The organism is Olivibacter sp. EAT-5, assembly GCF_044784325.1.
GTDB classification, from domain to species: Bacteria; Bacteroidota; Bacteroidia; order Sphingobacteriales; family Sphingobacteriaceae; genus Olivibacter; species Olivibacter oleidegradans.
In genome coordinates, this window is the sequence record NZ_CP173028.1 from 2,459,629 (window position 1) to 2,483,017 (window position 23,389).

Below are 23,389 nucleotides of genomic sequence, written 5' to 3' on the forward strand. Positions count from 1 at the left end.
CGGAGGCCAGTTAAATGAATCACCTGAATATATAAGCCCGTTTCATCGGCGTAAATTTTTTTATCTGTTTAAACGCATAGTCAGTGCAAGTACGGCAAAATAATTGTTGCTAAAACGTTTAATTCTATTGGGATTAGGTTATAGCTTGACCGGTTTGCGCTATCGGTCCCTCTACAAGTTAAATATTGTAATTTTTAAACTATGTTTCAGTACTACAAAATGCTCCTTGGAGCTGTATTTTTCTTTTTGCTGAGTACAGCTCAATTGTATGCACAGCAAACGATTAAAGGAACGGTGAAAGATGAATCAGGCCCATTACCCGGCGTTACCGTCATGGTTAAGGGACAGCAACAATCCGTTCAGACTTCGCCCAACGGAGTCTACGAAATCAAAGCGAAAAAAGGAGAAATCCTTGTTTTCACCTATATCGGTTATACTCGAAAGGAGGTGGCTGTTGGTGATAATCCAATAATGAACGTTACCCTTGCTCCGGAAACCAATGCGCTGAATGAGGTCGTCGTAAGCGCGTTGGGGATTAAACGCGAATCGAAAGCTTTGGGTTATTCCACCACCCGGGTAGAGGGGGATAAGTTTACCCAATCGCGTGATGTAAACTTGGGTAATGCCCTTACCGGTAAAGTTGCCGGGGTTAGTGTCTCGAATAATGCCACGGGAGCTTCCGGTAGCAGTCGGGTTGTGATCCGAGGTAATGCTTCGATGACGGGCAATAACCAACCGCTGTATGTTATTGATGGTGTGCCGTTCGACAATACCAATCAAGGCAGTGCGGGACAATACGGCGGACTCGACCTCGGTGATGGTTTATCGAATATCAACCCCGATGACATTGCCGACATTCAAGTATTGAAAGGTGCGGCAGCTTCAGCTCTATATGGTTACCGTGGCGGTAATGGTGCTATCTTAATCACCACAAAAAGTGGGAAGGCGGGTGAGGCCTTATCTGTTGAGCTGAATAACAACTTCACCCTGAACAATATTATCGACTTCAGAGATTTTCAAAACGAATACGGACAAGGTACGCAAGGGGTGAAACCTACTTCGGCAACTTCCGCGCTTAACTCAGCTGTTTCCAGCTGGGGGCCCCGATTTGATGGTTCCGAAGCAGTGAATTTATTAGGTAATACTTATACCTATTCTCCCGGGCCGGATAATTGGAAGAATTTCTATAGAAACGGTATCAATAACCAAAGCTCAGTTGCTATTGCCGGAAGTAGTGAGAAGGTGCGTTACCGCGTTGGCTTATCGAACTTATATAACAATCCCAACATTCCCAATTCGAACATGAAGCAACAGGGAATTAACACGAATACCAGCTATAAGATTACTGATAAGCTAGAGTTGACCATTACTGCGAATTATATCTTTGAACAGGTAAAAAATCGGGCTTTGTTAGCTAATAACTCTACGAATATTAATGCTTCAACCTTGTATTTAGGAAATGGTTACGACATTCGGTGGCTAAATCCGTACCGTAACGCTGACGGGAATGAATTGCTTCCTGGAACAAACCTCTACTTTAACAATCCATATTTTTTAGCCTACGAACATCAGAACAATACGGATCGTAACCGTTTAACCGGGGCGGCGACATTGAAGTATGATATCTTAGACTGGTTATCTATTCAGGGACAAGTGAGTAGGGATGGTTATGTTTTTCAATTTAGAAAGGTAACGCCTACCGGAACGGCTTATGCAAATGGAGGCGAGCTGACAGAATATGAGCGTAACTTCCGCGAACTGAACGCCAACTTTTTGATTACCGCGAATAAGAAAATCGGTGAGAATTTTAGTATCAACGCGTCGTTAGGCGGTAATCACCAGGACAACATTAACCGTGCCTACGGCCTGTTAGGCGGTGCCGCGGGACCTTTTATTGTGCCTTATGTGTATAATATTAATAATATCAATGCACCGAATACTAAATATGTGCCCGAGTACGAGCGTTTTCGAGTAAACTCTTTTTATGGTACGGCAGACTTTGGTTATAAGGATTTTCTATTCTTGAACTTCACAGGAAGAAACGACTGGTTCTCCACTTTAAACCCTAGTAACAACAGCTATTTCTATCCGTCAGTGAGCACCAGTTTCGTATTCAGTGAGGCCTTCGATTTACCGGAAGCAATCAGCTTTGCCAAATTCAGAGCCTCTTATGCTGAATCGTCCAATGGAACAACTCCTTATCAGAATTTACTGAATTTTTCTTTACGAACTTATGATAAGGACGGAGTGCCATTGGGTTACGTAAAAAATGAGAACGTGCCGAACACGAATCTGCGGCCCGTTCAAATTCGTGAATATGAGGCTGGTTTAAATATGCAGTTTTTCAATAATCGTTTAAGCTTTGATGCTGCAGTTTATCAAAAAGATACAAAGGACGATATTGCCATCATCAGTACGAGTACAGCGTCCGGCTTTAATGCAGCTATTCAGAATATTGGTGAGGTGCGTAATCGGGGTATCGAAGGATTGATTTCAGGAACACCTGTCCAAAACGACAACTTTACGTGGAATACAAGCTTAAACTTGGCCTTTAATGATAGTGAAATTAAGTATTTAGGTGAAGGTGTAAATGCCTTGACCATCCAGGGGTCAGAGGCGGCTTACGGAAGTGGCGTGGTCGTGAGTAATGTGGTTGGTATGCGTTATGGCCAGATTATGGGTTTTGCCTATAGACGGGATGATCAGGGGAATATTATTTATGGTTCGGACGGTAATCCGTTACGTACGGATGGTGTCGTACCATTAGGTTCGGGCGTTTACAAAACAACCGGTGGCTTCTCCAATCAATTCAAATACAAAAACTTCTCTTTGTCTGCGTTATTCGACTTTAAGTTTGGCGCCAAATTGTATTCAGCGACCAACCTACTTTTATATAATGCGGGTTTGCATAAAGAAACACTAAATGGACGTGAAGGTGGAGTTATTGGAGCCGGCGTTACCGAAGATGGCAGTCCGAATACCGTGGCGGTACCGGCACAAAATTATTATCAAAATTTAGCCATCAATAATAACATTGCGGAAGAGTTTGTATACGATGCAAGTTTTATTAAGTTGCGTGAGTTATCGTTGGGTTATACCTTGCCGAGTAGCTTTTTGCAAAAAATGCCTTTTAAGGCTGCTACTATCTCACTGGTTACCCGCAACCTGGCGACCTTGTTGAAGCACACGCCGAACATCGATCCGGAGTCTGCTTACAACAATTCAAATGCACAGGGGCTAGAGGCTACATCCAATCCCCCTGTAAGAAGTTTTGGCTTTAATCTTAATGTTAAGTTCTAAAAATATTATCCAATGAGATATTCTAAGTTCATATTGACCTTGGCTTTGGCAGCGACTACCTTTTGGAGCTGTACCAAGGATTTTGAAGCAATCAATACCGATCCTAATGCAATCCCGGAGAATGGGATGGATTATAATTTATTATTCTCTTCAGCTCAAGTGTACCATGCAGGCACTGATTATAATGTTTGGCGAAACGGTTTAATCTATTGTGCTACCATGGTGCAGCACCTCGCTTCTACACAAAGTTATTGGAACGGTGATAAATATACCTATGATGCGGCTTATAATGCTGCACACTGGGATCGTGATTATCCAAATGCTGTGAAAGACATTACCATGGTGCTCAGCAAATTCAAAGACGATCCTGCAAAAGCTAATGCTTATCACATCGCCCGTATTATGCGTGTTGCAATCTTTCAAAAGATGACGGACTTATACGGTGATATTCCGTATAGCGAAGCAGGGCTGGGCTACTTGGATGGTGTTGGCTATCCGAAGTATGATACCCAGGAGGCAATCTATCATGATTTATATAAAGAGTTGGACGAGGCAGCAAGTGCGCTAGACGCGAATGCCGCCAATACTTTATCGACGGCTGATTTAATTTACGGCGGTAACGTTGATAAATGGAAGAAGTTTGCCTACTCTTTCATGGTGCGTTTGGGGCTGCGTTTGTCAAAGGTAGACCCTCAAACCGGTAGTCAATGGGTAAACCGAGCATTAGAAGGTGGTGTATTTACCGGTAATGATGACAATGCCATGATGCAGCATCAGTTAAATACGACGGATGCGGCCAATGCATACGGAAAGGTATTGGTTTATCAAGATGCTAACGCATCGCGGGTGAGCGAGGCTTTTATCAATCAATTAAAAGGCACCAATGACCCTCGACTTATTTATATCGCTACGGTAGCTGAAGCACCTCAATTGGCTTACGGGAATGCAAACTATGATTTGGGAGATACTACAGCTTCCAAGCAATTAGGTATGCCAAACGGTTATGATGAATTGGGCGCTGAAACGGATATTTCAAAAGCGCCGAACTGGCCGGGAAATCTTAACAACTATTCGATTGTGAATCGTTATACCTACGCGCGTTTGGATGCACCAAGCTTTCTATTGACTCATGCAGAAACGCAACTGTTATTGGCTGAGGCAGCAAATCGTGGTTGGATAGGAGGTGACGCCAAGACCTACTACGACGAAGGGGTAAAAGCGGCCATCTTGCAGATGAACCAGTTGGGGGCGTCACCGGCCATCACAGAGTCACAGGCCACAGCTTACTTAACTGCTAACCCATTTGATGCCAATCAGGCGTTGGAACAAATTAATACGCAATATTGGATTGCAACGTTTATGGATGAGTACGAGGCTTGGACAAATTATCGGCGTTCAGGCTATCCAATATTAAAAGAAGTAAACTATTTTAATAATGTGACGAATGGCAAGGTGCCCCGTCGTTTTACGTATCCAACCAGCGAAGCATCGATCAATACCGCGAACTATAATGAAGCGGTTTCCCGTTATCGTAACGGGGATCGAATGACTTCGCGTATGTGGTGGGACGTGGAATAATAGGAGACTTATATACGTAAAAAGTAAGCCACGGTTTTAAAACGTGGCTTACTTTTTTCGTATTTGTTTCCTGTTTCAGACCTTCTGCAAACGCTTACGACCTATCTATAAGTAGTAGTTACTTGGTTGATCTTCCATCCGTTGCCTTCTCGACATAATTGAACATATTCAACTTTTGTAAAATCCGGGTATTTCATTTCTATCTGCGCAAGCGCAAATTGAGCACTTTGTTCGATTACATTGTATTGGGTTTTACAATTTTGTTTTAAATTTTTGTTCTGTTTTAAAAAATTAATTACCTGTGCTTTGGTGTGGCTATGAACAACACCTTTACCCGCGGTGTTACGTTTAAAGTTTTCGGTAAATAATTCTTCCAGATTTTCTGTACGGCCTAAGGTAATACCATCTATGTATTCATGGATAGTGCTTTCTGCTGTATTTAAGTTTTTATCTGTTGTTGCAGCATTAGCAAAAGCACTTGAAGTAATAACTATAATGGCAGCGATGATGGATTTAATGGAGGTTCTCATGACTTTACGATTTAAAGGGTTAATTTTTTATTATTTGCTGTTATATTTTGTTCTTTGATTCAAAGGTAAAGCAAAGGAACATGCGGCTCGAGTGAAATTAGGTGAGCTATGCGGAGAACTCGGTAAATAGCAGGGATTTTTCGGTGAAAATTGGCGAGTCGTTAAATGATGGAGTAGTTAAGAAGTAGTTAAGAAGTAGTTGAATAGTTGAGTCGTTGAATGGTTGCAGTAGCAGCAGTATTCGGTAACACCTACAGCTTAGCACTTACTGCTTATAGCTTATGGCCTATAGCTTAATAGCCAATGTGATAATGAGAAGGGTTAGTGCGACTGAAAGCTGATAGCCGACTTCTGACAGCTTGTTAATGAGCCAATGTGATAATGAGAAGGGCTAGCGCGACTGAAAGCTGACCTCTGATAGCCGATCACTTAAAACCTATAACATAGAACTTATAACCGACAGACAGACTATCTAAAGCTGAAAACCGAAAGCTGATTGCTGAAAGCTCATGGATAGCAAATATATTTGCTATCCATGAAATGGTAATACCTGAAAATAGGGGTTTATTATTAAGCTGTATGCAAGAAACAACTGTAAGAATCCGATGTTAGAGCTGCATTTTTACAGCCGGATAAGAAGCGGATTTAATGGTTACAGCTACATTTTTATCGGGCTCTTGTTTATAAATATAAATTAATACTTTCCCGTGATGCAACTGATTACGAAGTGATAAATAACTTGTTAGATTTTGATGATTTCCATTTTCCATTCCTTTAAACTCACCCGGCCCGTCAATTTGTACTTCTATTGCATCATTAGCCATGTATACGGGATTGTCATTTTCATCAACCGCTTGCACCAATATCTCTTTTAATTTATCTGTTTCGTTCTCGTTCAAAATCCGACAAGCTAGTTGAGTCGGTTTGGTAGTAGATCGTAGCGTGTAAGTAGCGACCTGTTTTTGATCAAGATAGGCTCTTGCTTCCAACGTACCAGGTTCAAAGGGGATGTCCCAATAGATGTAACCGGTGTTGAAATCTTGTTTTGCTTTTCTTCCTAATGACTTTCCATTTAGGAAGAGTTCTACTTCTTCAGCGTTTGAAAAAGAAGTAACTCTCTGCCGTTTACCATAAGTAGGCTCCCAAATGGGATCCGCTTTCTTGTGACTCCAGATACCGCTATCATCGCCATCGGGAATAGGCGAGGTGCCAATGTAAACCATGGGTTTTGTTGCCCATAAGCTCTGTCTGAAATAATACTCCGGCTTTGGCAAACCTGCGAGATTTAATAGCCCTGCGCCATTACTTCTTGTAGGCCATTTGCCAGCCTCGCCGAGGTAGTCAATGCCGGTCCATAGAAATTGTCCGGAAATATAATCGTTTGTATCTACTGCAAGCCAAGCTTTATATTGCATACCGTTTTCACTGCCATAGATAACACGTGATGGGTATTTAGCGTGATCCGCTGCATAGCGATACTCTTGATAGTTATAGCCAACTATATCTACGTTTTCAGGATAGGTTGTCGTATTTGACATGACTACACCTGCCAGGGCCGCTGTAATGGGGCGAGTAGAATCGACGCTCTTTGCAGCTTCTGCCAGTGATTTTGAAAGCACACTAAGTCGACTGGCCGGCGGATGGTCAGCCAAATAACCCTTTCCATAAATTTGTGGATTGTTCCCCCCGCTCAGGATTTCATGACTATAAGGATCATTGGGATAATCAACCTCGTTACCGATACTCCACATAATAATGGAAGGCCGGTTTCGGTTTCTTCGGATCATGTCTTTGACATCGGTTTGGGACCACTCTTTAAAATGCTGATGATAGCCGTCTTTTCCGGGGCTGCCTACATTCCATCCCGAGATCCATTTGTTTTTACCAAATTCCCATTCGTCGAAAGCTTCATCCATCACTAATAGGCCGAGTTCATCACACAAAGTGTAAAAGAAGTCAGCGTGTGGATTATGGCTCATACGTATCGCATTTACTCCACCTTCTTTTAATGTTTTAAGTCTTCTGCGCCAAACACTCTCAAAAGTAGCAACTCCCAAGGCGCCTGCATCGTCATGAATACAAACTCCCTTTAGTTTCATGTTCTGATCGTTTAGAAAGAAACCTTTGTTGGCATCGAATCGAAAAGTTCGGAATCCCACTTTCTCTTGATAACTGTCGACGGCTTTATTAGCCTTTGTAAGTTCTATAGCCAGGGTATAGCAATAAGGATTTTCTATCGACCATCGATTGGGATTTAAAAGATGTAATTTGGCGGTTGTTTGCTGTTCTTTACTGCCGGTTAAATGGACTTGCTGTTTTTCTTGAGCGACGGTGTTACCGCTTTTGTCTAACAAAGAAACCGTTAGTGTCACATCGGAAGTTAAGGCCTCTTCATTGATTAGATCAATATCCACTGTTGCATTTGCTTCCCTGCCGTTCAAGGTAGGGGTTTGAAACGTAATCCCCCAAGTGGCAAAATGTAGCGGCTGCTGCTTGATAAGATATACGTTACGGTAAATGCCGGAGCCGGTATACCAACGGGAGTCAGCAAATTGACTGTGGTCTACCTTTAACGCCAGTACATTTTCTCCACTCTTTAGATACGGGCTAAGGTCATAAAAAAAGGGGATAAAGCCGTTGGGACGTTTACCCAAGTAATGGCCATTGACCCAAACTTCTGCATTTTTATAGACACCGTCAAAATAAATACTGTGTTTGCTCTTGATATCTTGTGATGATAGCTTAAATGTTTTGCGATACCAACCGACGCCACCTGGAAGGTAGCCGGTAGCACTTGCCCACCGACTATCAAAAGGGCCGGCGATGGTCCAATCATGGGGCAATACTACCCGCTGCCAGCTTTGATCGTTGAATGATTTTTCAGAGGCCTGCGAAATGTCCCCTAAGTGGAACCTCCATTGATCATTAAAAAGTACTTTTTGTTGGGCCATAGCCGATAATCCGAAGATTATGGCCATCAGTATGCTGACAAATTCTTTCATGAACTGCTGTTTGTTAGTTAAATATAAATTTACCGTTTCTGCTAGTATCCGGGATTTTGCTGCAAGGTGTTATTGGACGCTTGGATTTCCTCTCGAGGGATCGGCAACCAATAGTGTTTCGCCGCAAAACTTCTGCCATCAAGCGCAATTTTACGTGTATAATTAAAGGTGCTTCCGTTTTTGGTGATTTCTATACCATAAGCAGGTACGTTTTCTGTCTGCTCTGCGATTTTCCAACGACGAACGTCATAGAAGCGGTGTTCTTCAAAGGCTAATTCAATTTGCCTTTCATTACGCACAAGTTCTCGGAAAGCCTCTTGACTTAAACCTGCGGGCACAGCAGGCATTTCAACACCCGTCCGGCTACGGATTTGATTCAAAGCTTCACGCGCTGAAAAGCTGGCACCTGCAGGTATTGCATCAGGTCCGGAAAGTTCATTCGCCGCCTCTGCAAAGTTTAAGAGTATTTCGGCGTAGCGAAAATAAATCCACGGTTGTAAACCTGCAATATTCCAAGGGTTATTAATCGGCATGTCTTCATCGATAAATTTTCGTAGGTAATAACCGGTTTTACTGGTATTCCAGTTAGACGGGCCGTCTTGGCTATCACGGCCACCGGGACGGAAAGTCTCAACATTTCGGTCACGATAACCGGCTCCGTTGTAAAAAATGGTTTGATAGAAACGAGGATCACGTCCAATATAAGGATTTTGTGGATCATACCCTGAGGTAGGGTCAGAAATTGACTTTCCATTAGCCATGCGGTAGGCGTCTACTAAATTTTGCAAAGGTACATTGCCTCCCCAGCCGTCGTAGCCATTAGGGCCGTTTGCAATTTCCATGGGAACATGTCGAGCCCCAACAGAATAATAACGGGCAAAAATGATTTCATTATCATCACTCGTCTTGCGGAAAAGTGCGCGGTAACCATTTTGTGAGATAGTATAGCGATTTAGCGCAATGACAGCGTTGGCTGCTTGAACCGCCGCTTCCCAAGTCCCAACATTATAAAGCGGACTGGCCGCATAGAGCGTTAAGCGAGATTTAAGTGCTAAAGCAGCACCTCTCGTTGCGCGACCACGAAGCCAGCTATTACTATTATTTTCCGGAAGTCCGGCAGCAGCCTCATCCAATTGGGATAAAACATAAGCTAAGCTGGTAGCTAGGTCTTCCCTTTTAAATAAGCTGGGATCACTGAAATCATCCGTTAACTCGACTACTTTATCACCCAACAAAACGATTCCTCCGTAATTTCGAATCAGGTCGTGGTAGCGGAAGGCTCGGATGAATTTCAGTTCAGCAACCAATAAATTCTTGTGGGCTTCGCTCATCGGAACTTCGCTAATATGAGTTAAGGCGTAATTACATTCACGGATGCTACGATAACTCCGTTTCCAAAAGGTGCCGGCGATACCTGTATTTTCCGGTAAAAGCTGTCCGCGTTGAATAAACCAAGTGTTATCGTCATTGTTGTAAATCGATTCGTCCGATAGCGACGACCACATAGCATACTCAAAACCTCTTCCAAAGCCGGGAGGCGTTCCTTCAGCTTCCTTATCAATAAGCCGTACGCCAAGGTAACGATTGACGACAAATGCTTCGAATAAGACGGAATCACTTAAAACAGCTGTATCCGATACTTTGTCTGTTGGCGTAACATCGAGGAAATCTTTCTTGCACGCAGCCGTTGTTAGTACCAACGCTGCTAAGGCAACTAATTTTGTTTTATATATGGTATTCATGTTTTTAGCGTTTAAAGGTTAGAAACGTACATTGGCGCCTATGTTGATAATGCGCTGTTGCGGATAAAATTGGCCGCTCTCGCTTGAACCTTCAGGGTCAAAGTCTTTCAGTTTCGTAACGGTAAAAAGGTTAAATCCACTAGCAAAAAACCTTAATGATTTGATGCCTATCTTGTTTATCAGTGTTTCCGGCAGCGTATACCCTAATTCTACATTTTTCAAACGAACAAAAGCCGTATTAAACAACCAAAAATCGTTCTTATATAATCCGCCGCTGATGGAGGAAGAAGCTCGTTCGTCAACGCGTGGATAGCTACCATTGGGATTTTCCGGGCTCCACCGATTTTCTGCCCAGGTATTAAAGTAGTTGCCAATGGTGCCGGCTTCGGCTAAAATGTATTGACGCACCCTCCCTTGACCTGCAAATACGGCGGAGAGGTCAAACTGCTTGTACGAAGCATTTAGCGTTAAACCGAATGTCAACTGTGGAATGTTGCCTAAATTGGTTTGCACCATATCATCGGCAGTAATGACACCATCGCCATTGTAATCTTCCAAAATTAAATCACCCACCTTTGCTCCCGCAACATGTGGGTAGGCGTCCAGCTCCTCCTGACTACGGAAAATGCCGGCACTACGATACAAAAGATAGCTATTTAGTGGCCTACCGGTTTGACTTTGATGAGGTAAAACTGCGGGTGATTCATCTCTAAAAACTACGTTGCTCTTGACATAGGTGATATTACCTGCAATGCCAAAATTGACCGTGCCATTTCGTTGATAACCTAAAGTGGCTTCTAGCCCGGTATTGTCAACTTTACCTATGTTTTCAGAGGGAACAAGAGGCGTGTTGTCGTTGGTTGGAAATGGGTTAACGATACCGGTGCTGCCTGGAATGGAAGCATTACGAGGTAAAAGTATTTTAGAGCGCTTCTCCATGAAATAAATAAATTCCATGTTGAAGTTTTTCAAAAATTGCGCGTTAAAGCCGATATCTGTTTTTTTGGAGACCTCCCAAGTGATGTTCGGATTGGCCAATTTGTTTAAATCAATTCCAGGATATATGCTATTGCCAAGGGTATAATAATTTCCAAAAATGTAGTTGTTAACAAATTGATTCGCTCCTACATTATCACCGCCTAGCTCACCATAGGAGGCCCGTAACTTCAAGTCATCGATGAATTTGACTCTGTTTTTAAACCAATCTTCCTGTGAAATGCGCCAACCTGCGGAAATACCCGGGAAATAACCATAACGACTGTCTTTTGGAAAGATGGATGAACCATCCACACGGAGTTGGGCTTCTACTAAGTATTTTTCCTTATAATTATAGTTGATCCTACTAATCACGCTTTTGCGGCTTTCCCGCCAGCTTAATCCTGCATTCGTGCGGTCTTCCAACGCAGTTCCTCCCTGTGATAGTTCGGGGGTAAGCGAAGAAGGGAAATTACGGCGTCCGGCTTCCATTCGGTTCAGTGTCCGTTCACTTTGCTCATAAGCCGCAAAAGCTTTTATATTATGGGAGCCAAAACTGCGTTCATAATTTAATTTAATATGCGAGGTAGTTAGGGATGTATTTTCTTGAAATTGTTGTAATTGTGCTTTAGACTCGCCAACGGTGCGTGGTTGATAGATTCCGGTGGTTGCATCATAATTATATACCAGGTAAGGAACAATAAAGTTTCTTCCCGATTCTGTAGAGCGATCGACGGAAAAAAAGCCGTCGAGCATAAGGCCTTCAACCGGTAATTGATAAGATGCTCTAAGAATACCATTAAAAATTTGCTTCGGATTCTGATTCGTTCCGCCGGCATCAGTTACCATCATAATCGGGTTATTGTTCTCTATACCCGTGGTTGGTAAACCATTGGCGTAACGTGGTAATACGGTAGGATAGGCGCGGTATAAATTGCGAAAAATATCACCTGCCCCGGTCGTGGGAAACAAACGTTTTTCTTCGCGGCCCGCTAAGGACATGCCCACTTTGAAGCGGTCGGTTACATCCAAGTCGATATTGGAACGGAAGTTATACTGCTTGAAATTGGTTACTCCGTTTTTAAAAATACCATCTTGTTTGAGTGTTCCGGCCGAGACAAAATATTTTACTTTCTCTGATCCTCCATTTACAGAGAGATTATGCTGGCTTTGTAAGGCAGTATTAGCCAATACCTCTTGTTGCCAGTCGGTATTCGGATAATTCTCGGGATCGGATCCATTTCTGAATTTCTCAATCTCATCAGCAGAATAGGATTGAAACAGACCACCGGACGGGTTGTTATAATAACTTATTTCGTTGCGTATCGTTGCATAGGTGGCCGCATCGGCCATCTTTGGCAATCGGGTAGGGGAAGCGAAACCTTGATTGAAACTATAAGAGACCGTGGGTTTGCCGCTGCTGCCTTTTTTGGTGGTTACTAGAATAACGCCATTAGCGGCTCTGCTTCCGTAGACGGCCGCGGAGGCATCTTTGAGTACGCTTACACTCTCGATATCATTAGGGTCCAATCGCTCTAACCCGCCGACCTGACCGGGCACACCGTCTACCACTATCAACACATCGGTATTGCCGGTTGTTGATACACCACGAATACGTATTTGGGAGCCATCGTAGCCTGGTTCTCCACCTCTATTGGTGGCGACCAATCCTGAAAACCGCCCGGCAAGTGAATTGGATACGTTTGGTTGCGGACTTTTGACCATATCAGCTCCCTTTACTTCTGAAATAGATCCAGTCACTGTTGCTCGCTTTTGCGTTCCATAGCCTACAACAACCACTTCATTAAGTGCTTGAGCATCGGGCTGTAAGACAATACGCATGGCCTGATTGCGGACAATGGTTACCTCTTGCGTTAGATAACCTACATAGCTGATCACCAAAGTCGTTTCTGTAGGTGAGAGTTGTATGCTAAATTTTCCTTGCATATCGGTACTGCCCCCACCTTGTCCATTTTTTGCGCGGATACTGACTCCAGGGAGCGGGTTTCCGCTTTCGTCTACCACTGTACCTACGATGGCTTGTTGTTTTACATTAGTCTGTTTAACTCCAAGCTTGGTTGGAATAACAGCGGCCTGTACACTGTGAATGGCAAAGATATAAAAGGTAGTCAGTGCCAAACATGTTCGTGCAAATCCTCGTGTTTGATTGTAAATAGAATTCATAATGCTGTTGGTTAGAATAAACGAAACCGATGAAGCATGCGCTAGGCTTGCTATAATCGATTAGGTAGTGAGGAGCAAATGTCGTTTATCCCCCGTCCGGTAGTGAGGGGTAAAATAAAAAAAAAGGGGGGGCATTCGTAGAACAATCAAAGAAAGTGACCCTAACAGGGTCTATCTGGATCATCTGTGCTTTTTTTTATTAATCGCCTTTTTAAAGTTTAAAGGTGTTTAAGAACAATGTGAAATCCTATTTCGCATGGTAAACGCGGTGAAAAGGTTTTCTGTATTTCTTAATATACTCGGAGGGGTTCATGCCATACTGCTTTGCAAATTGTTCTCTAAAGTACTTGAGATCGCGGATGCCTACTTGATAGGCTACTTCGTAGATGGTATTCTCTGAGCTGAGAAATAGACGCGCGGCAATATCCAAGCGTACGGTTCTGATAAAACTATTAAGGCTGAGGTTATGTATCTCTTTAATGCGGTTACCTAGGGTAGCATAAGTAAAGCCGCAGGCGTCGGCAAGTTTATGTACATTGAAGCTAGGATCGGTAAGGTGTTTTTCTATGATAAGCAAACACTTGTCATGCAATTCCCGGTCTTCGCTACTGATTTTTTGAAATTTGGCATTATCAGTAATATGATGAAAAAAATAGTCTTTTAAATCGCTTCTACTTTTTATTATAGCTTGTATTTTAGCTATTAATACATCAATGTCAAAAGGTTTTGTAATATAGTCGTCCGCGCCACTCTGTATGCCTTCCAATTTGGTTTCCGTATTATGTGACGCTGTTAGCAAAATGATCGGGATATGCCTCCGGGAAGGATCTGTTTTTACCTCTTTGCAAAATTCGATTCCATTACTCCCTTCCATGACGATGTCACAAAGAATGAGATCCGGTAGATTATCGTCTAATAAGCGGTAGGCACCGGATATTTCGTGTTGCACATATACCTCAAAGTAGTTAGATAACATGCTTTCGAGGTAATTGGTTAAGCTCACATCATCATCAATTATCAATATTTTATAAAAGGAAGTTGCTTTGGCGGTCATGGGAAGCGGAGGTTTGTTCTCCTGTTCCATCAGTTGCAGAACCGTTGGAATACTACCGGGGTTTAACTGTACACTGCTAGTGCTCGTGGCTGAGGCTTTCATGGGAAGTTCCATATAAAAAGTGGTTCCTTTACCCAATTCGCTCTCATAGTAAATACGGCCATCATGTAGTTCGATAAGTGATTTAACCATCCACAACCCAACGCCAAAACCTGATCCCAAAGTGCTTTTATTAAAGGATTCATGATGAGCAAAGGGCTCAAACAGTTTCTCTCCAATTTGTTTATCGATACCACAGCCACTGTCTTTTATACTAAGTAAAATCGTCATCTGATCAAGCTTGGCAAGTTTAATTTCCAATATCCCTTCTTTGGTGAATTTAATGGCATTGAATACCAGGTTAAATAGGACCATTTCGATTTTTTCACGATCTATCAATAAGAAAAGCTCGTCAAATTGCGTATGAAAAGTGACTGACAGATTCTTTTGTTTAACTTGGTGATTAAAGCAATTTAATACTTCCAGAATCAGGTTGACCAAGTCTGTCGACTGTATTTGCAAATTTTCTTTGGTTAGATTGTCTTTTCTAAACGTTAGTGCTTGATTCGCGAGCCTTAGTAGGCGGTTGGTGTTTACATAGAGGGTCTTAACAGAAGGATCTTGATCTGAATTCGCATCCTTTTTGTTTAGTAGCTCCTTAACCGGTTGAAGGATGAGCGTTAAACTGGAACGGAATTCGTGTGACAGTCGGGTGTAATAGTTTATTTTTAAAGCGTTTATTTCTTGTTCTTTAGTCCGTTCCAACTGGCTGATTTTGAGCTGATAATTAAGCTTCTGTTTTTGCAATTGGTGTCGGCGGTAATAATAAAGAATGGCGCCTGCTAAAATAAAATAGATGATATAGGCCCACCATGTTTTATACCATGGAGGTAAGATCTCGAGATGTAGTTGTTTAATGCTGCTCTTAAGGATTTGACCGCCTTGTTCCAGTGCTACCTGAAACGTATAGTTTCCGGGAGGCAAATAGCGATAAGTAGCTGCCTGTTCATTACCGACATAGTTCCAGCGCTCATCTAAACCGTCCAATTTATAAGCGAAACGATGTTGACCCGATTGTCCATACGTTAGTGAAGCATAATGTAGCGTGAAAGTTGAATAGTTATATGGAAGCGTTAGTTTCTTTTTGTCATTTAATGATTGCTCTTGCGCAGCTATTAGCCTATTGGGATAAGAAGTAATCTCTTTGCCCAGTAAATCCAGTCCCGTCAAAATGATGCTTCTCTGGGGTTGCTGATAATTTACGTTTTTTGGGTTGAAATAGGTTAGTCCTCCGGTACCAGCGAAGAAAAGTTGATTTCTTTTTTCACTATAGATTGCTGCTCGTGGGTTGAAGGTCCCCTCTTGCACGCCGGAGTTAGCACCATAGTTAGTAATTGCCTTTGACGTTAAGTCAATGCTGGATAAGCCCTGTATTGTACTTACCCAACAGTGCCCTTGATTGTCTTGCTGAATAGCGAGGACGGTATTGCTTACCAAGCCGTTTCTTTCATGAAAATTATGAACGAAGTGCTTCTTCTCCATATCATACACCAATAGCCCGTTACTTTCCGTTGCGATCCATAAATGCCCATCATGGAGAATGGCCAGATCGTATATAACCTCCGATTTTAATTTGTCAAAGATTCCGCCCTCAGGAAAAAAGGGATGAAAAAGTTCTTTTTCCTGTTCAAAATAGGTGATGCCGGCTCCGTAGGTGCCAATAATAAGGTTCCCGTGTTTGTCTTCAACGATTGAACGGATGTCATTGGAAGGGATGGTGCTATTTTGAGGGACAAAGGTGGTGAATTTTTGTGTAGAGTAGTTTAGTTTGTTAAGCCCGCCTCCGTTGGTGCCTACCCAGAGTTGATGCCGCATATCTTCAAATATAATACGGACATCGTTCGAGCCAAGCGTCCCTTCCTTTGTAGGGTCCGCTTTAAAATGAGTGAAATTGTCCTGTCGAGTATTATAGCGCATAAGGCCACCACGATAAGTGCCGAACCAGAGTTGGTTGTTGTGATCTTTTAATGTAGCCAGTATAGCATTATCCGATAGGGATGATGACCGGTTCTTTTCTTTCTTGTAGTGTTTCAGTAGCTTGTTTTCATAATCCAGTTTAAAGATACCGTGACCGTCTGTTCCTATAAACAGATTCCCTGCAACATCTTCCAGCAAGCCATAAAAACGAACATTTTGATCCGCCTTATTGACGAGATTTAGTTGATTTTCATGAAGATTAAAGAATGGATATATGGGTTTGGCGATAAGGAATACCCCATCGCCGTATGAACCTACCCATAAATTCTCGTCTCGATCAAAAAATAAGCTTGTAATTGACCTTCTATGTAGGCCATCGGGTTTTGAATCATTTTCATCTACCCGTGAAACTTTCTTGATAACAATCCTATGATCTGTGCTTTCCTCAAAATGTATATGGAAAGCCCCGCCGTCTAGGATGCCTAAGTAAAATTCTTTATTGTTATGGCAAGCCACACTTAAATAGTGGTTATGAGGCGTACCTAAAGCTTGGGCAGTAATCCATTGCCCCTTCGCACTATGTCGACGGTAAGTAAAGAGGCCACTGTCGGTTGCCACCCAAATGTTTCCTGCGGGATCTTCGAATATGTTATGTATACGGCAGAAAGGTTTTTGGTTTAAGGCAGACTGGATTGGATAAAAGGGCTTTAGGGTTTTGTTGTGTTGTGTGAACACCTGTAGCCCCGCATCCTGACTGCCTATCCATAGTAAGCCTTGGCTGTCTTCAAATATAGCCGTTACCATGTTGGAGCGCAAACCTTCTAGATTTTGCGTGGTATATCTTGTAAAAGATCCGGATTCTTTGCGAAAGCGATAGACGCCCAAGCCGTTGGCAGAAATCCATAAAACATTTTTGTCGTTTGAGTTGCTTATACAACCTACGTCCATTTTGTATTGACCTTTGACAGAGGCCAGGATTGGATAGTGTGTGAAAGATTCGGTTGTGCTATTATATTTGCTGACACCTTTTCTGGAAGAAACCCAAAGTATTCCTTCTTTGTCAATCAGGATTGTTTGTACATAATTACCCAGTAAGCCTTGAGGCGATGAAACATCATAGCTGAAATTTTTGAACACCTTCCCATCGAAACGGCTTAAACCATTCTCTGTTGCGATCCAAATAAAGCCGGTATTGTCCTGCTTAATATCCCGTATATTGTTAAACGGCAATCCATTTTGCAAGGTATAGTTATAATGACGGTAGATCGCACTGTCGTTAAAGGCAAATGCCGCCAAGGGAAGAAACAAGAGCCACAGATAGACCAGAATAGGCATAAAGCGAGTGATTCATTTTACTACCTGGTAAAAATACGAGAATTTACTTGGATTCATTGTGCTTTGTTGATTCTCTTAAAATCGAAAATCCCTGAAGACGGCCGGTTCCTTGGCATGGTCAAGCAGGGATCATATATGTATCAATGTGACTGTGAATTGCTTTCTTAAGCGTAATGTCGTTCTCTTTTTTTATTTAGTTCAAAAGTAGGAAATGCTTTAATTAGTTGCGACGCGTATTAGGTGGGTGTAGGAAAGAACTCGGTAGACAGTCCTGTTTTCTCGGTGAAAACATGAAAAGTCTAGTGGTTTTCAGGTATATTACAGTTATTTTATGGATAATGCTGATTGCTTTGTAATTTAGTGTTATAGATAAATATAATGTCATCTAACCTTGAAAATTTAAGTAAGTCATTGCGAAAAAAGATTGAGTATAGCAATTTGTTTAGGATACCCTATGTTAGAATTAATGCACGATGGGTCTTGACGGCTAGTCTCGAAAGTGAGGAAGACATTGAACTAAATGATTTGTCAAATTATACTTGGCTAAAAGTGGATGGAGACGATTTAAAAATGCTCGTCAAGAAGGATGTAGACTGTATTTGATGAATTGTTTCTGAGGTTGATTGCTCATTTTTATACAAAATGATACACATATTACAGCTAAGGCAATAAATACCTTGTTTTATAGTTAGCTTTGATTTGGATTAAAACAAACGGATCTATTCTATAGAAATAAGACTTCTACTAAGGTTACGGTTGGATACTTGATCAATGTAGAAACTGCTTATCTCGCCAGAGATAAGCAGTGTTTTTATAGGCCGGCGATTTTCCTTTCTTGTTCTGCTGCCCATAATTTCGGTTTGTATTTCTTATAAGGTTGTTCCCAATCATAGAGACCATAATATGATTCAATGCTGTTGAAAACCGGTTCGTTAAATAATTCATAGATGATAACAGCATGAACGCGAGGGTTTTCTTTACACTTACCTATTATTGTATTTAAAAGGTCGCGTTGCACTTGGTCGGATACCTCTCCTGTACGGTTTCTTATATTTATTTCAGTTAGCCAGATAGGTTTTGAAAATTGAGTACTGAGGAATTGCGTAATATCATTTATATTGTAAGTACTTGATGCCATGGTTTCCATTTCACCATACCAATGATAGGCCACAATATCGTAATTTATACCGTACTGCTCTAACATTTGAAGGTATTTATAATGCATCCAGCTAGCGTTTACCATCGTTTGAGCGGTTGGGTCAACGGCCTTTATTCCCTCGTCCATACCCTTTAAATGTGCAGCTATTATTTTAAACTTTTTGGAGTCGTAATGTTCAGCAACCTTTCCGGACTTTTTTGGAAGTATGCAGTCGTTGTCCAGTTCGTTACCTATATTGTAATAGGTGAAGTAATTTCCATTTTCCTGTGCAAAACCGTAACCTCTATCATATCCCTGTTGATATGCTATTTCCTCGGTGCCGTTGTAATCGAGCTTAGCATCTGGCAGCATCGGTAAAATTGTTATGTCTGCCGAATCGGCGGCTAAGCGTAATTTCTCAAACCTTTGCTTCGGAATGATTTTCCCTTGACTTGTTACCGTGAAATCTACTCGATAAATATTCATTCCAAGTGATTTCAATAGTGACATCTGCTCCCCGGACGATAAGGTGGCATATGCTTCCTGATTAAGTGGATGCCCGTTTACGCCAAAAAAGAATTTTTTTGTCGTTGAGGTATCAGGTCTCGGCGTTACCAATGTGTCAGGCGGCGGAACGGGTTCTAGATTGCTCTCGCCACCTCCGGGAAAGGGATCTTTGCCGCACGCAAAGGCTGCTAGCACTATAGCGCTGCTTAAAATTTTACGTAAAACCTGCTTCATATTTCAATTTTTAAGTATTGAAGAAACATGGAGATATGGTGCTCTTAAACGCTAGGATCGGGCGGAAAAAATTAGTTGCTCGCAACATATTCTCTAAGTTTCGGTCGGATAGTGTAAAAATATGTATAAAAATGTATATAAAATGTGATAAATGTGAGAATGTGAAATTTCGGTCTTTATGTGCCTTTAAAAGCACTTTTATTGCTTGGAAATATTGGTTTCTAATTCTCAAATTGATGGTTGAGAACGATCAATCGAATAATTAACGGGAGATGCGGTATGTTGAAAGAAGAGATGCGGAGGAACTGATATTTGGCGAAGCTTAATTCACTATTTCGTAGTGGTTATGAACCTGCTTCTTGATCTTTGAATTTTTCTTCTTGTTCTTTCTTTTTAGCCAAATGATAAATCCTGTTATAGGAAGACTGGTGCCAATTAGGCAAGAAAGAAATGCGAGTAATTTAGTCGGTAAACCGTAAAGACTGCCGGTATGAATAGGAAAAATTAAACGCCGTACCTTCATACCTTTTGAACGCGTGGCATATAATTCTTTTTTGACAAGTTCTCCTGTGTTTCGATCAAAAAATAACTGGTCTACTACATTAGCTATTGACGCATGATGTTGCTCTTTGCTCACGCGAACGAGATTTATCGCGTCTTCCGGAAAATATAAGGTTACATCGCTTGAATAAGGAAGCAATCTTTGGGTTTGACTGTATATTTGCTCGAGTGATCCTTTTTGCTGCGATTTATTCTCTCCGCTGTGAATCAGCTCTTTTTGAGGTCCTTTCCCGTCAAATATAAAAAAAATGCCATTATTAAACCATTTATAGCTCCATGTTAGCCCAGTGAAGGCGATTAGAAACAAAATAGGAAGGCTATAGAAACCTGCTACTGCGTGTAAATCCCAATTTACGCGTTTAAATTTTGCATCCCATTTTATCTTTAAACGTTGTCGAAGAATTTTACTGTTTTTAGGCCACCATAAGAATAATCCTGTGATTAAAATGACTAAATAAGACAGGCAGCAGATGCCTGTAATGACTTTTCCTGTTTTACCCATTAGCAATTGTCTATGCAGCTCTTCTGAAAATGTGAAGAGATGTTGCTTTCCTTTGATATCTTGTTGAAGTTTTCCGGTGTAGGGATTAATCGAGAAAAGGTGTCGTGTCAAACGATCGCCCCGAGTTTGAAAGAATACGGCTTCTTGATGGTTCGTTTTCTCTCGTATTACCAAAGAGTTAATTGCTGCACCCTTCGCATATTGAAGAGCTAAGTTATATAAACTGTCAATGGATAAAGGGAGTTGATAAGCATCATTGTTTGACTGTGCGTAATATAAAGATGGATAGAGTAGGGGGTCGAGTTCCTCTTCAAAAACTAATATAGCTCCGGTAGCTGCGGCGATGCTAAAGATGAGACCTACTGTTAAACCAACCCATAAATGTAACCAGGCAAAGATTTTCTTAGCTTTCTTCATGGACGGAGCCTCTTGAAATACATTATTTTTATTAAATCTAAATAACAAAGTAACGATATCGCGCAGATATTCACAAATTATTTTGTGATTTCAGGAAAGGCTTTGAGAGGCAATGGTATAAGGTAGCTATTCAATACTGAACTGATAAATACAAGTGCTTTTATATTGCTCACCGGGGTTTAGCGTAACGGATGGCCAGGTTGGTTGATTGGGTGTGTCGGGAAAATGTTGCGTTTCCAAGCAAATAGCGCCATATTTCTGAAAGGGAATATTATCTTTTCCTTTTTGCGTCTTATCTAACGTGTTACCCGTATAAACCTGTAATCCGGGCTCGTTAGTGAAAACGGTCAATTTGATACCGCTTGTGGGAGAATATACACTTGCGGCGGGAATCTCTAGATTTCCATCTGTATCTAATATCCAGTTGTGATCTAAACCTGATACAAACACCAATTGTTTATGAGTGCTATCTCTATTTATGGCGCTTCTTATACTGGTTGGAACGGTAAAATCGAAAGGGGTATTAGAGACAGAGCGGATTTCACCTGTAGGAATGGCGTTGGAATCTACCGGGGTAAAATGTTTAGCTCTTACAAAGAGAATATCGTCAAGCACTGTTTTTTGAGGATTACCGCTTAAATTAAAAAAGCTGTGGTTTGTTAAATTGATAACGGTACTTTTATCAGTTTCTGCTTCGTAATTGATGATTAAGGCGTTTTCGTTTGTGAGCGTATATCGCACCTTTACTTTAACATTCCCCGGAAATCCGGATTCTCCATCAGGTGAAAGATAGGAAAGTACCAGCACGCTGTCGCTCAGTTGTGAGCCTCGGAATACCTGTTGACGCCACCCCTTACTCCCACCATGGATGGCATGTTGTCCGTTATTTTTGTCTATTTTAATGGTGTCTCCGTTTAATAAAAAAGTGCCGTTGGCAATGCGGTTAGTAACACGTCCCATGATAGCCCCGAAAGAATTTGGTTTAGCAAGGTAGTCCTGGATATTGTCAAAGCCTAGAACAACGTCCAATAATTTACCATTTTTGTCGGGCGCTAAAAGGGAAACAATTCGGCCACCGTAGTTCGTAATACTTACTTCCATGCCTTTTGTATTCCTTAAAACGTATAGATGAGTGGAGTCCCCGTTAACAAGTGCTTTAAAATTGGCACTTTTTAAGTCCGATTTTGCTTTTGAATCAAGAATTTTTTGCATACATGACGTAGCAACCGTTATTATGAAAATGCACAGGAAAAAGTTGTATTTTTGATTTAGCATGAAACGAGGCTTATTAACTACCAAATATACAAAAAACCATGCTATTATTAGAATTTCTCTGTTAACGCGAGGATATGAGACTTTTTAAGATCTCGAGGTGTTTGACGTTTTTGCTTGCTAAAATAAATTTTAACAAAATTGCAGAAAAAATGTTACCGAAGACAAAGATTACTGCTAAGTTGTGTTATCTTTAATTAAAAAGGTGCTTTCAAATGTCGCTGTATGGATACAAAGGAAATAACTTTTGTTAAAAAACGAATTGAAACAAATGCTTCAAAGGTTTACCTGATTCAATTGTTTTCAGTAAATCATTTAGTGACAAAAATCGATATCGGCCACTTCTGCCATTCTTTAGAAAAAGGACCTATTCATGGTGCAATGTTCCATGCAGCTATTTTTTTTGATGATAAGGAGTTTGCAGCATTTCCTTCGCAACCTATGACGTATGTTTATAGCCCGCATGAAGAGGGTGATGTCATGATGCATATTAAGGCAATTTATAGCTATGATGTGGCTAATAGATTAGGCAAATTGCATTATTATGATATAAACTATTTGATTAACCAGCCAGGAGACATCGTTTGCCTTGATGAAATCTCGGAAATGCCAAAAGACGATGAGAGCTAATCGGCTATGCGATGTTTAAGTTTTGGATTAAACATATTATTCTATTTGACCTAACCATTCAGAATTGTCAAAGATTTTCTGAAGTGTAATTCGAACTCTGATCGCACATTCCGTTTTACAGCGGATAACAAGAACACGATATTATTTGTATAAGCAATGATCAACAGCCTGATACTATCTCTGGAGATGAAATTGTTTACGAAACGCAGCTATTAATTAGCACTTAGTGATGTAAATTACGTCTGATATTTCTATTAATCACAGTCATGATATTGTGATAAGCAATTTCTTTATTCCCTGTTTTACTATAGTGAGCAACGGCTAGTGTGCAATAGCGTGAAAAAAGTACCCTTTTTTGTGATAAAAACACCCGTTTGCGAAGCATTCATATAGTACATTTGCTGTTTATGTA

At 41.3% G+C, this 23,389-nt stretch carries 12 protein-coding genes; 4 read left to right on the forward strand and 8 right to left on the reverse strand.

The features are described 5' to 3' along the window. The first annotated feature begins 201 nt into the window (after positions 1-201). Positions 202-3,300 carry a SusC/RagA family TonB-linked outer membrane protein gene (locus ACH11B_RS10130; protein WP_377613553.1) on the forward strand — a complete coding sequence of 1,033 codons (3,099 nt, stop codon included), beginning with the start codon at positions 202-204 and terminating at the stop codon, positions 3,298-3,300. A 12-nt stretch (positions 3,301-3,312) separates the two neighbouring features. Continuing rightward, positions 3,313-4,878: a SusD/RagB family nutrient-binding outer membrane lipoprotein gene (locus tag ACH11B_RS10135; RefSeq protein WP_377613552.1), complete on the forward strand. Its 1,566-nt coding sequence runs from the start codon at positions 3,313-3,315 to the stop codon at positions 4,876-4,878. Between the two features lie 101 nt (positions 4,879-4,979). On the opposite strand, the gene ACH11B_RS10140 is transcribed toward ACH11B_RS10135, so the two are convergent. The 5 genes from ACH11B_RS10140 to ACH11B_RS10160 all read right to left on the reverse strand — a co-directional run bounded on the left by ACH11B_RS10140 (position 4,980) and on the right by ACH11B_RS10160 (position 17,716). Then, on the reverse strand, positions 4,980-5,408 hold the full coding sequence (locus ACH11B_RS10140) for a nuclear transport factor 2 family protein (RefSeq protein ID WP_013665257.1): 429 nt from the start codon (positions 5,406-5,408) through the stop codon (positions 4,980-4,982). Between the two features lie 608 nt (positions 5,409-6,016). Further along, positions 6,017-8,410, reverse strand: coding sequence for a sugar-binding domain-containing protein (locus tag ACH11B_RS10145; RefSeq protein WP_377613551.1), 2,394 nt, complete (start codon positions 8,408-8,410; stop codon positions 6,017-6,019). A 41-nt stretch (positions 8,411-8,451) separates the two neighbouring features. Further along, a complete protein-coding gene (locus ACH11B_RS10150) occupies positions 8,452-10,152 on the reverse strand; it encodes a RagB/SusD family nutrient uptake outer membrane protein (protein WP_377613550.1) in 1,701 nt (566 codons plus the stop codon). 18 nt (positions 10,153-10,170) lie between these two features. Then, positions 10,171-13,311, reverse strand: a complete 3,141-nt coding sequence (locus ACH11B_RS10155) for a SusC/RagA family TonB-linked outer membrane protein (protein WP_377613549.1) — start codon at positions 13,309-13,311, stop codon at positions 10,171-10,173. A gap of 247 nt (positions 13,312-13,558) precedes the next feature. Continuing rightward, positions 13,559-17,716, reverse strand: a complete 4,158-nt coding sequence (locus ACH11B_RS10160; RefSeq protein ID WP_377613548.1) for a two-component regulator propeller domain-containing protein — start codon at positions 17,714-17,716, stop codon at positions 13,559-13,561. A 378-nt stretch (positions 17,717-18,094) separates the two neighbouring features. Here ACH11B_RS10160 and ACH11B_RS10165 point away from each other — a divergent pair, with 378 nt between their 5' ends. After that, entirely contained in the window at positions 18,095-18,319 is a 225-nt protein-coding gene (locus tag ACH11B_RS10165) for a hypothetical protein (RefSeq protein ID WP_377613547.1), read from the forward strand. Between the two features lie 208 nt (positions 18,320-18,527). Here ACH11B_RS10165 and ACH11B_RS10170 read toward each other — a convergent pair whose 3' ends face one another. The 3 genes from ACH11B_RS10170 to ACH11B_RS10180 all read right to left on the reverse strand — a co-directional run bounded on the left by ACH11B_RS10170 (position 18,528) and on the right by ACH11B_RS10180 (position 22,287). Continuing rightward, positions 18,528-19,595, reverse strand: coding sequence for a glycosyl hydrolase (locus ACH11B_RS10170; protein WP_377613546.1), 1,068 nt, complete (start codon positions 19,593-19,595; stop codon positions 18,528-18,530). A 322-nt stretch (positions 19,596-19,917) separates the two neighbouring features. After that, on the reverse strand, positions 19,918-21,075 hold the full coding sequence (locus ACH11B_RS10175) for a PepSY-associated TM helix domain-containing protein (RefSeq protein WP_377613545.1): 1,158 nt from the start codon (positions 21,073-21,075) through the stop codon (positions 19,918-19,920). A 126-nt stretch (positions 21,076-21,201) separates the two neighbouring features. After that, positions 21,202-22,287, reverse strand: coding sequence for an aldose epimerase family protein (locus ACH11B_RS10180; RefSeq protein WP_377613544.1), 1,086 nt, complete (start codon positions 22,285-22,287; stop codon positions 21,202-21,204). 285 nt (positions 22,288-22,572) lie between these two features. On the opposite strand from ACH11B_RS10180, the gene ACH11B_RS10185 reads away from it, so the two are divergent. Then, entirely contained in the window at positions 22,573-22,977 is a 405-nt protein-coding gene (locus tag ACH11B_RS10185; protein WP_130856167.1) for a hypothetical protein, read from the forward strand. Positions 22,978-23,389: the final 412 nt, after the last annotated feature.